12 protein-coding genes are annotated in these 14135 nt (G+C 57.7%); 2 read left to right on the top strand and 10 right to left on the bottom strand.

The features are described 5' to 3' along the window. Positions 1 to 15 precede the first annotated feature (15 nt). The 9 genes from QPM17_RS10775 to QPM17_RS10735 form a co-directional block, all read right to left on the bottom strand. Positions 16 to 882 carry an alpha/beta hydrolase gene (locus tag QPM17_RS10775; RefSeq protein WP_285390720.1) on the bottom strand — a complete coding sequence of 289 codons (867 nt, stop codon included), beginning with the start codon at positions 880 to 882 and terminating at the stop codon, positions 16 to 18. Beyond that, positions 852 to 2717 (bottom strand): Lnb N-terminal periplasmic domain-containing protein, encoded by a 1866-nt coding sequence (locus QPM17_RS10770; protein WP_285390719.1) that lies wholly within the window; start codon positions 2715 to 2717, stop codon positions 852 to 854. The genes QPM17_RS10775 and QPM17_RS10770 overlap by 31 nt, the downstream gene beginning before the upstream one ends. Before the next feature lie 93 nt (positions 2718 to 2810). Further along, positions 2811 to 3275 (bottom strand): DUF3015 domain-containing protein, encoded by a 465-nt coding sequence (locus tag QPM17_RS10765; protein WP_285390718.1) that lies wholly within the window; start codon positions 3273 to 3275, stop codon positions 2811 to 2813. 171 nt (positions 3276 to 3446) lie between these two features. Next, positions 3447 to 4148: an ABC transporter ATP-binding protein gene (locus tag QPM17_RS10760; RefSeq protein WP_285390717.1), complete on the bottom strand. Its 702-nt coding sequence runs from the start codon at positions 4146 to 4148 to the stop codon at positions 3447 to 3449. Between the two features lie 9 nt (positions 4149 to 4157). Beyond that, the gene (livG, locus tag QPM17_RS10755) at positions 4158 to 4913 is read right to left on the bottom strand and encodes a high-affinity branched-chain amino acid ABC transporter ATP-binding protein LivG (protein WP_285390715.1); all 756 of its coding nucleotides are present in this window, start codon (positions 4911 to 4913) and stop codon (positions 4158 to 4160) included. A 6-nt stretch (positions 4914 to 4919) separates the two neighbouring features. After that, entirely contained in the window at positions 4920 to 6191 is a 1272-nt protein-coding gene (locus tag QPM17_RS10750) for a high-affinity branched-chain amino acid ABC transporter permease LivM (RefSeq protein ID WP_285390714.1), read from the bottom strand. Next, positions 6191 to 7114, bottom strand: coding sequence for a high-affinity branched-chain amino acid ABC transporter permease LivH (gene livH / locus QPM17_RS10745; protein ID WP_285390713.1), 924 nt, complete (start codon positions 7112 to 7114; stop codon positions 6191 to 6193). Before livH ends, QPM17_RS10750 begins: the two co-directional genes overlap by 1 nt. Before the next feature lie 161 nt (positions 7115 to 7275). Further along, entirely contained in the window at positions 7276 to 8388 is a 1113-nt protein-coding gene (locus tag QPM17_RS10740; protein WP_285390712.1) for a branched-chain amino acid ABC transporter substrate-binding protein, read from the bottom strand. 79 nt (positions 8389 to 8467) lie between these two features. After that, the gene (locus tag QPM17_RS10735) at positions 8468 to 9313 is read right to left on the bottom strand and encodes a TPR end-of-group domain-containing protein (protein WP_285390761.1); all 846 of its coding nucleotides are present in this window, start codon (positions 9311 to 9313) and stop codon (positions 8468 to 8470) included. Between the two features lie 315 nt (positions 9314 to 9628). Here QPM17_RS10735 and QPM17_RS10730 point away from each other — a divergent pair, with 315 nt between their 5' ends. Continuing rightward, positions 9629 to 10123 (top strand): MarR family winged helix-turn-helix transcriptional regulator, encoded by a 495-nt coding sequence (locus tag QPM17_RS10730; RefSeq protein ID WP_285390711.1) that lies wholly within the window; start codon positions 9629 to 9631, stop codon positions 10121 to 10123. A 390-nt stretch (positions 10124 to 10513) separates the two neighbouring features. Here QPM17_RS10730 and lon read toward each other — a convergent pair whose 3' ends face one another. Then, complete coding sequence (gene lon, locus QPM17_RS10725; protein WP_285390710.1) at positions 10514 to 12964, bottom strand: endopeptidase La; 2451 nt, start codon at positions 12962 to 12964, stop codon at positions 10514 to 10516. Between the two features lie 214 nt (positions 12965 to 13178). Here lon and QPM17_RS10720 point away from each other — a divergent pair, with 214 nt between their 5' ends. Next, the gene (locus QPM17_RS10720) at positions 13179 to 14048 is read left to right on the top strand and encodes a thioredoxin family protein (RefSeq protein ID WP_285390709.1); all 870 of its coding nucleotides are present in this window, start codon (positions 13179 to 13181) and stop codon (positions 14046 to 14048) included. The last annotated feature ends 87 nt before the right edge of the window (positions 14049 to 14135 follow it).

Below are 14135 nucleotides of genomic sequence, written 5' to 3'. Positions count from 1 at the left end.
CGACAACCCAGCCCCCTATTCACCATTAGCATCCATAAACCCAAGCACCGCTGCCTGATACCCCGGAATCACAAACGTCGACCCATGCCCCGTATCCGTCCGTAAAAACCGCTTCGGCTCCTCCGCCTCCTCAAACAACCGCTCCCCATGATGAAACGGGATAATCCCGTCCCGTTCACTGTGAATCACCATCACCGGCACCGGACTGATGTCGGCAATTCGTTCATGGGCTTCGTATTCATCCGTGATGGTCCAGCTCAGGGGAACCTGGAAGGGCCAGGTAAGCCAGAATTCGCTGAGTTTTTCGCGGGCGATGGCGCGGAAGCCGGAGAATGTGCCATCAAGGATCACGCCGTCCATTGGCGGTTGTTCGTCCCGTTCGACCCATTCGCTGGCCAGAGCGGTACCCAGTGCGCCACCGAGGCTCTGGCCCAGCAGGAACAGGGGCTGCCCCTGTACGTCGGGCTGGTCTGTCAGCCAGCGAAGGCCGGTCTCAGCGTCGTGCAGGGTGCCTTCTATGTCCGGTGCGCCAGTGGAGCGGCCATAACCCCGGTAGTCGATGAGGAAAACGTTATAGCGCCTCTCAGGCAGCCAGGCGACGTTCATGATGTGGCTGCTGATGTTCTGGGCGTTGCCGTGAAGGAAGTAGACTGTGCCTTTCGGTTCGGATTGCGCAGGCAACCACCAGCCGTGAAGGGTTTCGCCGTCAGGGGTGTCCAGGTACACGTCGTCGTATTCGAGATTCAGGCGGTCCGGTGTCACATAGGTGACCTGATCGGGGTAGAAGAACACACTGCTGCAGCCTGTCTGCAGCAGCAGGGTGAATACGGCACCAATGCTGGCCAGTGTTTTCAGAAGTACGCGTGGAGTCCGAGTTGCCATGTGCTGCGGTACCTGTCGTAGTGGTCTTCACGGCTGAATTTCGCGAACAGGCTGAATTCCCGCCCGAAGTGCCAGTTGCCCTCCAGGTAGGCCTCGTCCTGTCGATGCTGGCTGCTGACGATCCAGGCTCTGGTCTTCACGCCCCCCAGCAGGCTGAACTGGTTGCTCTGGTGCAATATGCCCAGGTCGGCACCCGGGGCGGCGTCGTAGCCCCTGCGCAGGTCGTCGTCGATTTCCAGGTCGGCGGTGGCGAAGGCGAAGGCTTGGGTGCCGCTGGCCAGCTGCCAGCTGCCGCCTGCGCCACCCTCAAGGTAAGGAGTGAATACACGGTCGGTTTCCGTGTCTGTGCGACGGGCGCCAAAGCCGACCTGCCAGGACAGTGGCGAGAAGAACTGGTTGCGGGGCGAGAGGGAGCGGATTTCCACGCCCGTGAGTTGCTCGATCTGCAATTCGTCGTTGTCAGTGTATAGGCGGGCATCCAGACGCAGGAACTGGAGCTGGGCACCGCCGCGATATCCGGCGGGCGGGTCGAGAACATCGTGATAGGCGGGGCGCAAGGTCAGCTCACTGAAGTTGCGATCCCCCAGTTGCCCACCGCTGATGCTGGCGCGGAAGGTGGCGTGCCCCTGATCATCACGGATGGCAGGCTCGGGCGGACCTTTCCGGGCTGCCACACCGCGGATCTGGCTACGTTCCCGTAGCAGATCGTGGGAGAGGGGCGCTGCATGTTCCCGCGGCCAGCCGTCAGCCTCGCTCTGGTAACGGACATAGTCGTAAGTGGTGTCCAGTACCCGTGCCCGCTCTTCATCACCCAATACCCTTACTTCCGGCGCATCGGCGTCCACATAGCCGTTAGCGATGGCTGCGGCCAGTGTCTGGTGTTCGTCGGGCAGGGCGTTGATGCTGTGGGTCACGTTCGTTGCGGCAGACGGTCGGTAATAGACTTCCTCCACCAGCCCCCGGTCCACAACCCAGCGAACGGTATCCGATGGAATGGCGTGGGTGCTGACTTCGTCCAGCAGGTTGGTGCCGGGGCGGGCCACGTCAATCAGGGCCAGAAGCCGGTATGCGCAGTTCTCATCGAAGAAGTAGTAATCGAAGTTGCGGTCGCGGATCTCCCAGGTGTGGGCAAGCATCATATCCACTTCCGGCTGGGTAAGGTTGAGCTGGTATTCCCAGAGGTCCCGATGCTCGATGTCCGAGTAGAGCCGGATCTTTTCGTAGTAGGGCTGTATTGAAGTGATGCCGGGATAGCCGCCAAAGATGCCCTTGTAGGCGAACAGAATCTCGCTGTCGTGGGCGGCGGCATCCGCAGCGTAGGAAATGGTATTAGCCAGGATCAGGTTGGTTTCCTCATCTTCCCGCGGCGGATCAAGGCGCAGGAAGGTGTGGCCAAACATTGACGAGGGACTGTTCAGGTACGAGGCCGCAAACACCAACGTCACCGTTTCGGTATTCAGCTCTTCGGCCCATTCGTCGTAGGCCGGGCAGTTGGCTGCCTTTGATGGCAAGTCCAGTTGCTGTCTCAGCCAGCGGTCCCTGGCCGGGAAGCGGCAACGGGCGTGGTCATCGCCCCTTCCGGGTTGGGTAATGGCTCTCAAAGTGGCGTCAAGTTCCGCCTCCGGCGAGGTTTTGCCCTGCTTACTGAGGAAAAAACTGTCATCGTCCGCCTGGCTGGTGTAGCCATCACCGAAGCGGTCGGGCTGATAATGTACAAGAGTCAGCCATGCGGGGTGTTGGTGGAGATCTCCGGTGTGCGGTAGTGGGTTGGCGTATGCGTGAATACCTGTTGCCAGCCAGAGCAGGGCCAGCGCGAACCGAAGCGAAGTGCGCATGGATGGTCAATCAGTTCCGGGTTAGAAGACGGGTGATATCTCGTTAATGGTTGCGCCGTCCCTGGCGCGCTGTTTCCTTTTCCGGATCGAGAATCAGGCAGCTACGTACTTGCTCAGTGATTCATCCTTTTCCAGCAGGGCTACGATCGCATCCACCGCTTCACCGGATGTGGTTTCCGAGGAGGGAAAGATGGTCGCAAAGTTGTCCTGCAGGACCTTGCGGAATGAATCCCGGTCGGCCTCGTCAACACCCAGCAGCACCGCCAGGGTATCCAGGTTTTCCCCGGAGCCGCGGGACATGTCGCGGGCAACCTTGTCGATATTGCTTTCCATGTACATGGCCATGGATTGTACAGACTGGTTGGTCTGACAGCCCAGTGTGCCGGTGGTCATGCCAAAGGTCTGGTTACCGAAGGTACCGTTGGTAGTCGCTGCCAGAACGTGGGGGGCGATACCAGACTGTCCTTTCCAGATCATGGCACCAACGCCACAACCTGGCTGAGCAAAAGCTAGGGTAGAGGCTCCCATAAGCAGTGCACCTGCGATGAGTTTTTTCATTATCCACTCCTTTTTGGTTTTAGCTGTCGTCGCAAACGCGCCGCATCCACCTGAGAGGGTCCCGGGAGCGGGCGCGCTAACGGCCCTGACTGATTTCCCGTGGAGACAGGTCGACCGTTGACCCTGAGTATAGTTCATATATCAGGAAGGCAAGTTGCAAACGTCTCCTGGCTAACCCCCAAGGTAGGCATTCTGGACATCCGGGTTGGCCAGCAGGTTCTTGCCGGTGTCGTGCAAGCGGATACGTCCGGTTTCCAGTACATAACCCCTGTCTGCCAGGTTAAGTGCCTGGTGGGCATTCTGCTCTACCAGGAAGACGGTAATGCCCTCCTCTCGTAACTTGCCGATGATCTCGAAGATCTGTTTGATCACCAGCGGCGCCAGCCCCAGGGAAGGCTCATCCAGGATGATCATGTTCGGTTTGCTCATCAGCGCCCGGCCGATGGCCAGCATCTGCTGCTCACCGCCGGACATGGTGCCGGCACGCTGGTGCTCCCGCTCCTTCAAACGTGGAAACAACTCATAGACGTGTGCCTGGCTTTTGCTGATTTCCGATTTGGTGTTGAAGAAACCACCCATGTGGAGGTTTTCTTCTACGGTCAGGCCGGAAAACACACGCCGGCCTTCCGGCACGATGGCAATGCCTGAGCGCATGATGTTGGAGGTCATGTCGCGGGTAATATCGCGGCCCTGAAAGATAACCCGGCCCGACGTGGCCTGGGGGTTACCACAAACCGTCATCAGTAGCGTGGTTTTGCCGGCGCCATTGGCACCGATCAGCGAAACGATCTCACCCTTGTTGACTTCAACGGATACGCCGTGCAGCGCCTCGATCTTGCCATAATGGGTATGGACATCTTCTAGTACTAGCATGGAAATTCCTCAGGCCTCACCCAGATAGGCTTTGATAACGTCATCGTTCCGGCGGATTTCGTCCGGCGTACCGCTGGCCAGGGGGCGACCCTGGTTGATTACATTGATGCGGTCGGAGATATCCATCACCAGGCTCATGTCGTGCTCAATCAGCACTACGGAGACGTTGTAGTCCTCTTTCAGGCTGATGATCAGCTGGTTGAGGTCCTTGGTTTCTGCGGGGTTAAGGCCCGCGGCCGGCTCGTCCAGCATCAGCAGTTTGGGCTCGGTCACCATACAACGGGCAATTTCCAGGCGTCGCTGTTGCCCATAGGCAAGATTGCCCGCCTCCCGGTTGGCCATGTCCATCAGGCCTACCCGATTAAGCCAGTAGGCGGCGCGGTCCAGGGATTTCTGCTCCCTCTCCCGGTAGTTCGGTGTTTTGAGAATACCCGAGAGCAGGTTGGTGTTGAGATGCCGGTGCTGTGCCACCAGCAGGTTTTCTACCACCGTCATGCGACCGAACAGCCGCACGTGCTGGAAGGTTCTGACCAGTCCAAGGCGTGAAATCTTGTAGTCAGGCTTGCCCTGAATCTCTCTACCTTCGAACAGGATCTTGCCCCCGGTGGGCTTGTAGAAACCGCTCATGCAGTTAAAGACCGTGGTTTTACCGGCCCCGTTGGGGCCGATAATCGCCACAATCTCATGTTCCTGTACGTCCAGCGACACCTGATCAACCGCCAGGAGCCCGCCGAAGCGCATCGACAGATTCTGTACTTCAAGCATTACCCGTCACTCCTGAGGTTTCAGTTCGATGTGGATGCGTCGCATGGGCATCAGGCCCTGGGGACGCCAGACCATCATCAATACCATGGCCGCGCCGAATATCAGCATCCGGTACTCGGAGAATTCCCGTGCCAGTTCCGGCAGGATGGTGACGGCGATGGCCGCAAGGATCACGCCCATCTGGGAACCCATGCCACCCAGTACCACGATGGCCAGGATAATGGCCGACTCCAGGAATACGAACGACTCAGGGCTGATAAAGCCCTGCTTGGAAGCAAACACGGTGCCCGCAAAGCCTGCAAAGAAGGCGCCAATGGTAAAGGCGGACAGCTTTACGGCGGTGCGGCTCAGCCCCAGGGATTTGGCGGCAATTTCATCTTCCCGCAAGGCTTCCCAGGCCCGGCCCACCGGCATGCGCATCAGACGCCGAATGGCAATCGCGGTGATCACCGCCAGCACCAGGGCAATCAGGTACAGGAAGATCACCTTGTGTTCACTGCTGTAGGCAATGCCGAAGGTTTCGTGGAAAGACGTGTTGCCCTCCTCCTTGACCCGGCGGCCGAATTCCATGCCGAACAGGGTGGGGTCGGGAATGCCGCCGATACCGTTGGGGCCGCCGGTCAGGCTGGTCATGTTGTTCAGCAGGATGCGGATGATCTCGCCGAAGCCCAGAGTAACGATGGCGAGGTAATCCCCCCGCAATCGCAGCACCGGAAAGCCGAGTACCAGCCCGAACAGAGCGGCAAGCAGGGCACCGATGGGCAGGGCGAACCAGAAGGAGACGCCATAGTACTGGGACAGCAGGGCGAAGGTGTAGGCGCCGACGGCATAGAAAGCCACATAGCCCAGGTCCAGCAGACCAGCCAGGCCCACCACCACATTCAGCCCCAGGGCCAGCATGATGTAGATAAGCACCAGCGTTGCCAGGTCAACTGCCCCGCGGGAAGCGATAAAGGGCCAGATCAGGGCTCCGATAACCATCAGTGTGAGAAGTGCGGACTCCAGCTTCAGCCGCCTGCTCTGCTCCATCGGCTTGCGGTTGGCAAGCGGATTGACGGCAGGCAGTTGGCGCAACGATCCCATTACGTTGTCCCGGAACAGCTGGAACAGGAAGACGATAACCGCTGCCAGCAGTACGCCGATGACCGTGGAGGTTTTTGCCCCCTCAAGGATGACCGATGTGCCCTGACTTTCCAGGTTGAAACCCAGAATGGGGTACGAGATGACAAGAGTAACAATGGCGCAAAACAGCGCGTGTTTCAGATTATGAGCAGCCATCAGATCTTTTCAACCTCCGGTTTGCCAAGCAGGCCGGTGGGTTTGAACAGCAGGATCAGGATCAGCAGTCCGAAGGAGACAACGTCCTTGTATTCGCCACTGAGGTAGCCAGAGGTCATACTCTCGGCAACGCCCAGGATGAGCCCGCCAAGCATGGCGCCAGGTATGCTGCCGATACCCCCCAGCACAGCCGCAGTAAAGGCTTTGAGGCCCGCTATAAACCCGAATAGTGGGTCGATGGAGCCGTAGTACATTCCCAGAAGCAGGCCGGCGACCGCAGCCAGTGCGGCACCAATCACGAACGTCGCGGAAATAATGCGGTTGGTGTCGATGCCCAGCAGGTTGGCCATACCCAGATCCTGTGAGACGGCACGGCAGGCGCGACCAATGCGGGAGCGGGATATGAACAGCGAGAGAATCGTCATGCACACCAGGGTAGTAATGAATATGGTGATCTGAATGTAGGAAATGGAGGTCTGGAACGAATCGGCAGCGCCAAACCGGAAACCACCTTCGATCAGGTCAGGGAAGCCGATGTTGCGGGATCCCTGGGCAAGGTGGACGTAGTTCTGCAGGAAAATCGACATACCGATGGCCGAAATCAGCGGTATCAATCGGTGTTTCCCCCGAACGGGCCGGTAAGCCACCCGTTCCACCGCCCAGCCCATGGAGCTGGAGACGATCATTGCGCAGATAAGTGCCACGATCAGTACCAGTGGCAGCCACGCTATGCCCAGGGCTGCCAAGCCGGTAATGGCGATCAGCGAGGTGTAGGCACCAATCATGTATATTTCACCATGGGCAAAGTTGATCATGCCGATGATGCCGTAAACCATCGTGTAACCAATGGCGATCAGGGCGTAGGTGCTCCCGATCGTCAGCCCGTTGATGAGCTGCTGAATAAAATACAGGAGGTCTTGCATCTGTGTGGGACTCCGATAGCCTGCCCCTTCCGCTGCATTCAGTCACGGTCCGGGGTGCCGGGGGTGCTGGATACAGGATCAACAGGAGCCTAGAAAAACACCTTCTCCCGGATCGCGGTGAGAAGGTGTTCTCATAATTACCGTTTGTTAACGATTGCGGCTTAGTTTACCGGAGTTTTGCTGCCATCTGAATGCCATTCGTAGACAACAAACTCGAAGGATTCCATGTCGCCTTTGCTGTCGTACTCAACAGTGCCAATTGGCGTCTGGAAGGTGCCCTCACGCAGAGCTTCGGCAACGTCGAACGGGTCGGTTGACTCGGCAGCCTCGATGCCATCGGCAATCAGCTGTACAGCGGTGTAGGAGGTCAGTACGAACGGACCTGACGGATCCTCGCCTTTTTCTTCAAAGGCCTGAACCAGCGCCTGGTTTTCCGCTTTTTCGTCGAAACTTGGCGGCAGAGTTACCAGCAGGCCTTCAGCTGCATCGCCGGCGATGGTGTTGATGTCCTTGTTACCCACGCCTTCCGGGCCCATGAACGTGGCGTCCAGATCAGCCTGTTGCGCCTGGCGCAGGATCAGACCCAGTTCCGGGTGATAGCCGCCATAGTAGACGTAGTCCACGTCGGCCTGTCGGAGTTTGGTGACCAGTGATGAGAAATCCTTCGCACCGGCAGTAATGCCTTCAAACATGGCCACTTCAACGCCGCCCTCTTCGAGGGTGTCACGTACCGCCGTAGCGATACCTTCACCGTACTGCTGTTTGTCGTGAACAACGGCAACACGATCCGGTTCCTGGCTGATCAGGTAGTTTGCGGCAACCGGTCCCTGCATGCTGTCAAGGCCGATGGTGCGGAACACCAGCTCGTAACCACGCTCGGTAATGGCCGGGCTGGTTGAGGCGGGCGTAATCATCAGGATGCCTTCGTCCTCATAGATGTCTGAGGCCGGTTGGGTCGAACTGGAGCAGAGGTGACCAACCACGAAGCGAACACCTTCATTCACCATACTGTTGGCAACGCTTACCGCCTGTTTCGGGTCACACACGTCGTCGTATTCAACGGCGACGAGTTTTTCTCCCATAACACCGCCTTCAGCGTTGATCTGTTCGATCGCCATCCGGGCGCCGGCAAATTGCATATCACCATATTGGGCGACAGGGCCGGTCATCGGACCTGCGATGCCAATCTTGATTTCGGCCGCAGCGTGGCCTGCGCCCATTACCGCGATGGAAGTACCAATAGCAGTTACGAGTTTCTTGACTGGTGTACTCATTGGGTCTGTCCTGTTTCAGGGTTATTCTTATGGTCTCAGGGATGTAAACAAACACCACACATGCTGCCTTGTCAAGCAATCAGGTGTCCGTCTGCTCCTCTTCTTCTGGGAAAATCAGTTTCTTGAAGCTTTCGTGGTCCCGAAGCTGTTCGAAGCTGGGGTCAACTGAAGCATCGTCCTTATACGCTTCAGAAATGTCGATGGCTTTCTGCAGCGTTGCCACAGCATCATCCCAGCGACCGATCTCGGCATAGGCGCAGGCCAGTTGGTAATGGGCGTGACCGTTTTCAGGCGCCAGTTTCAGGGCGCGTTGACACAGACTGATTGCCCACAGGGGCTCCTGCATTTCCAGTACTGCATCGGCCTTGTAGCTGAGCGCCTCCACGTCATCCGGGCGCAAGTCCAGTATGGCATCGTAAGCTGCAATCTTGTTTTGCTGAGAGGTTTCCTGGCTGGCTTTCAGCCATAGGGAGTGCACTTCGTTGGTACGCTCAATTTCTGCCTGATTCTGATGGATAATATCGGATTTCTGTCTGAGCTGGTCCTCAATAAATTCCAGGCGCTTCTCGTACTCCACCACCAGTTCGTTGACCCGCTTTTCGGCCAGGGTCGTGAGCTGGTTACGCATGTCGCGGATGGAATTCCAGCCAACCATCACCAGAATGGAAGTGGCGCCGGCAATCAGATAGAAGAAGTAGGTGACGGTATCGGTCGCGTAGGACATGGTCTTGTCCGCCACTGATAGTTCTTTGTCCACCACCTTTTCGATCAGTTCGGCCCGGGTGTTCATCATTTCCTTTCGTAGAGCCTTGCTTTCTTCCAACAGGTACAGCTCTACAAATGGTGTGTACATGGGCTCTTCCAGTGTGTCGATGCGCTGTTGTACGTCTTCGGAGGTAAGATTCTCCCCGGGTTCCTGCGCCATGGTTCCGGCACTGAAGAGCAGTGTCAGAAGGCATGAGGCGATGAGCGCTGTCAGCCGTTGTCCGGAGGGGAAGTGTGGGAAGTTGCTCTGTATTCGGGTAGTCATCTGGCCATGTCCGTTCGCGGAAATTCAAAACCCGGAGACCTTAGCATAGTGGCTGGCGGAAAAAATGCTGAGAATCGTAAAAGATCCGGCGGGTCAGGGTAGTAGATGTTGCGGTGATGTGGAGGCTGCAGCTTGCAATATCCGGAACAAAGACCTCTAATAGTTAGTGGTATAAACAATCTGATGACTAGGTACTGCTGGAGTGGTGCGTTGAACAACTATGAAGAGGTTTTGGTGGCGTTGCGTCGGGTGATCCGGGCAACCGACCTGCATTCCAAACGCCTGAGCAAGCATGCAGGGCTGACTGGCCCGCAGTTGCTGATTATGCGTAGTATTCGTGATCTGGGTGAGGTAACCATCGGCACTATCGCAGACAAGGTCAGTCTGAGCCAGGCCACGGTGACCACCATTCTGGACAGGCTGGAGCATCGCAAGCTGGTTTATCGTGTCCGCAGTACCCAGGACAAGCGCAAGGTGCACGCGCACCTGACGAACGAAGGCATCGACATACTGGCCCGTGCGCCACAGCCGTTGCAGGAGGATTTCATCAAGAAGTTCCAGAGCCTGGCAGAGTGGGAGCAGACGATGATTCTGGCTTCGCTTCAGCGGGTGGCCAATATGATGGACGCGGATGACATCGACGCATCGCCGGTTCTGGATGTGGGTCCGGTGCTTCGTGAGGATGGGTGGAAGGCCAAGGCCTGAGCTTTGGGGCTGGTCCCGGGGCGGGAGTACCTTTTCTTTGGAAAAAGAACTCGCTTCGCTCGGACACCTTTTTCTGGCAGAAAAGGTACTCCCGCCCCGGGACCGATTCCGGCTTAGCGGGTCGCGCCTGAATTTGTCGGATTACGGCTTCGCCTAATCCGACCTACGATTGCCGGGGCCAATGGTTTTCGGGTTGCATTTGTCGGATTACGCCTTCGGCTAATCCGACCTACGACTCCCGAGGCCGATGGTTCCCCGTAGGTCGGATTAGGCCCAACGGGCCGTAATCCGACAACCCATCCAAAGGGGAGTCTCCAACCCGCACACCCGTAGGTCGGATTAGGCGAAGCCGTAATCCGACAACCAGGCCCCATCATCTTCCCGGTTCCATCAATGTACCGACGCCCCCTTCTTCGGCTTATCCCCGAAACACACCTGAAACACATCGCTGTAATGCTTCGCGAAATTCACCGTCAGCCCTTCCTTCAGGTAATCCGGCAATTCCTCATAATCCCCCCGGTTTGCTTCCGGCAGTATGAGGTTGCTGATTTTCTGGCGTCGGGCGGCGATGACCTTTTCGCGGATGCCTCCGACCGGAAGTACCTGGCCGGTGAGGGTCAGTTCGCCGGTCATGGCGATGTTCTGCTGGGGTGCCTCCTTGCGGGCAATGGACAGCAGGGCGGTGGCCATAGTGACGCCGGCACTGGGGCCGTCTTTTGGCGTGGCTCCCTCGGGTACGTGCAGGTGCACGAAGGATTTGTCGAAAAAGGTCGGGTCGCCTTTGAACCGCTTGAGGTTTGAAGACACGAAGCTGTAGGCGATCTCGGCCGACTCTTTCATTACGTCGCCCAGTTGCCCGGTGAGCTTGAAGCCGCGCTGGGTGCTGTGAATGCGTGAGGCTTCGATGCTCAGGGTGGCGCCGCCCATGGCGGTCCAGGCCAGACCGGTGACCACGCCGATGCCTTTGAGGGACTTTTCCTTACGGAATGCCGGCTGCCCCAGATAGGTCTGCAGGTCTGCGACGCCCACCTTCACCGGTTTGTCCGGGTTTTCCAACAAGCGCACGATCCCTTTGCGGATGACCTTGTGCAGCAGTTTTTCCAGGCCGCGCACCCCGGCTTCCCGGGCGTAACCGTCGATGATCTGTTTGATGGCGGCGTCGGTAATGTTCATCTGCTTTTTCAGCAGTCCAGCCCGCTTCAGCAGCCGTGGCATCAGGTAATGCTTGGCAATGGCGAGCTTTTCCTCGGCAATGTAGCCAGACAGGCGGATAACGTCCATGCGGTCCAGCAGTGGCCGGGGAATGGTGTCCAGCTGGTTGGCGGTGCAGATGAACAGTACCTTGGACAGGTCCATGCGAACGTCCAGGTAGTGGTCAAGAAATTCCCGGTTCTGTTCCGGATCCAGGGTTTCCAGCAGCGCGGAGGCAGGGTCGCCCTGGAAGGAGGCGCCGACCTTGTCGATCTCGTCCAGCATGATCACCGGATTGGATACCTTCGAGTCTTTCAGAGCCTGTACAAACTTACCCGGCATGGCGCCGATGTAGGTACGGCGGTGGCCCTTGATTTCGGCCTCGTCGCGCATCCCTCCAACGCTGAAGCGGTAGAATTTCCGGCCCAGGGCGTCGGCTACGGAGTGGCCGATAGAGGTTTTTCCCACGCCCGGCGGGCCCACCAGCAGGAGAATGGAGCCGCTGACCTCGCCCTTGAACGTGCCTTCGGCAAGAAATTCAACGATACGGCTTTTGACGTCTTCCAGGCCGTCATGGTCACGATCCAGAATGCGGCGGGCCTCGGCAAGATCAAAGTGATCTTCCGACGTCAGGCCCCAGGGCACCTGCGTGAGCCAGTCAAGATAGTTGCGGGTAACGCCGTATTCCGGGGAACCCTGTTCCAGCACCTGGAGCTTCTGCAGTTCGTCGTCAAAGCGCTCCTGCACCTGCTCCGGGGGGTTGAGCTTTTCCATGCGTTCCTGGAAACGCTCTGCATCGGCGGTCTTGTCGTCCTTGGCCATCCCCAGCTCACGCTGTATGACCTTGAGCTGTTCCTTGAGGAAGAACTCGCGCTGATGCTTCTGCACCTTCTCGTTTACTTCTTCACTGATTTCACTCTGCAGCCGGGCCACTTCCTGCTCTTTCGCCATCAGCAGCAATACTTTCTCCATGCGCCGTAGCAGAGGCACGGTGTTGAGCACTTCCTGCAGTTCTGTCCCCTTGGCACTGGTCATGGAGGCGCCAAAGTCCGCCAGGGGGGAGCTGTCGTCTGGTCCGAAACGGGACAGGTATTGCTTCACTTCTTCGCCGTAAAGCGGGTTGGTTCTCAGCAGTTCCTTGATAGAGCTGATGATGGCCAGAGTATAGGCTTTCAGTTCGTCGGCAGCTTCTTCCGGCTCTTCCGGGTATTCCACTTCCACCAGATACGGTGGCCGACGCCGCAGCCATTGGGTAATACGGAATCGTTGCAGGCCCTGGGCGATAAACTGAACCTTACCGTCGTCCCCCTGGGCATGATGAACCCTCACAGCGCAGCCAGTGGTTTCCAGCTCCTCGCTGCCGGGAATGCCCTGCTCGGGATCGCTGTCTTCCACAAAGCAGATACCCAGCACCTTGTGGTCGGTTTCCCCCACCCGCTTGAGTGTTTCCTGCCAGGGGTTCTGGTTCACCACAATCGGTTGCACCTGGGCAGGGAAGAACGGCCGGTTGGAGACAGGCAGAACATACATGCGCCTGGGCATATGCTGTTTCGGCAGTACCAGGCTTTTGCTGTTCTCATCCTTGCCGATGTATTCAGTCGGGTCTTCTTCTGGTGCTTCAAAAGAGTCGTTGCGGTTGTCGTCGTTCATACCGTGCAAGCATCCTCCGGGAAGGTTGATCCGGGGAGCAGTGCTCCCGGCCCTAAAGCCTATGTAGCGGCGTCAGCGATTATTTCAAGGCACGTGATGGTATTTGCCGATATGGCTGCGGTGATGTCCGCGGTCTTGAATTTCTGCTCCCAGCCCCCAAAACCAAGAACAATCCGTTTACGACATTTCAGGAATCCACTTTCAGGTGCCACCCATGAGCAACTCGCCATACGTTTTTGAAGCCACCATGGACAACTTCCAGAAGGATGTCATGGAAGCCTCGTCCACAACGCCAGTACTGATTGATGTATGGGCGGAGTGGTGCGCCCCCTGCAAGCAGTTAATGCCACTGCTGGAAAAGCTCGCGGATGAGTACAGGGGCGGTTTCATGCTCGCCAAGGTCAATGCCGACGAGCAGCAACAGCTCACCGGCAGCCTGGGCGTACGCAGCCTGCCTACCGTGATCCTGGTGAAAGACGGTCAGGCGGTCGACGGCTTCAATGGCGCCCTACAGGAAAGCGAGATCCGCAAAATACTCGACAAACACATCGAGATACCGGAAGACGAAGAAGCACCCTATGACAAGGCCCATCGGCTTTGGGAAGAGGGTGACGTGGAAGCGGCGCTGGCGGTTCTCACCGAGATGAACCGTAATGATCCCGAAGACCTCAGGGTATTGATTGACCTGGCGCAGCTGAAGGCCGAACTGGGCGATCTGGAAACCGCAGAACAGGTGCTGGAAAGCCTGCCGCCGGAAGAAAAAATGCAGCACCAGGCCAAACAGCTGGCAGCGCGGATCAAGTTTCTCAAGGCTTCAGCCGAACTGCCGCCAGTCGCTGAGCTGGAAGACGCACTCGACAAGGACCCCAAGGACCCCAATGCCCTCCACCTGTTGGCACTGCATCACATCCTGCAGGAAAACAACGCCGAGGCCATGGAGTTGCTGATTCGACTCATGCAGGTGGATAGCAAATACAAGGACGAAGTTGCCAAGACCACACTGATTGAGCTGTTCGACAAGCTGGGCAACAACAACCCGGATGTGCGCACCTACCGACGTAAGCTCTACACTCTTATGCACTAGTTGGTAGTAGGTCGGGTAGAGCCGCAGGCGAAACCCGACGGGTATCCCACAAAAAAAACGGCCCCAGTCAGGGGCCGTTTGAGAGAA

Source organism: Marinobacter azerbaijanicus (assembly GCF_030250645.1).
In the GTDB taxonomy this organism is placed as follows: domain Bacteria; phylum Pseudomonadota; class Gammaproteobacteria; order Pseudomonadales; family Oleiphilaceae; genus Marinobacter; species Marinobacter azerbaijanicus.
The sequence above is the reverse complement of the archived record's forward strand: the minus strand, read 5'-3'. Positions and strand labels throughout refer to the sequence as shown.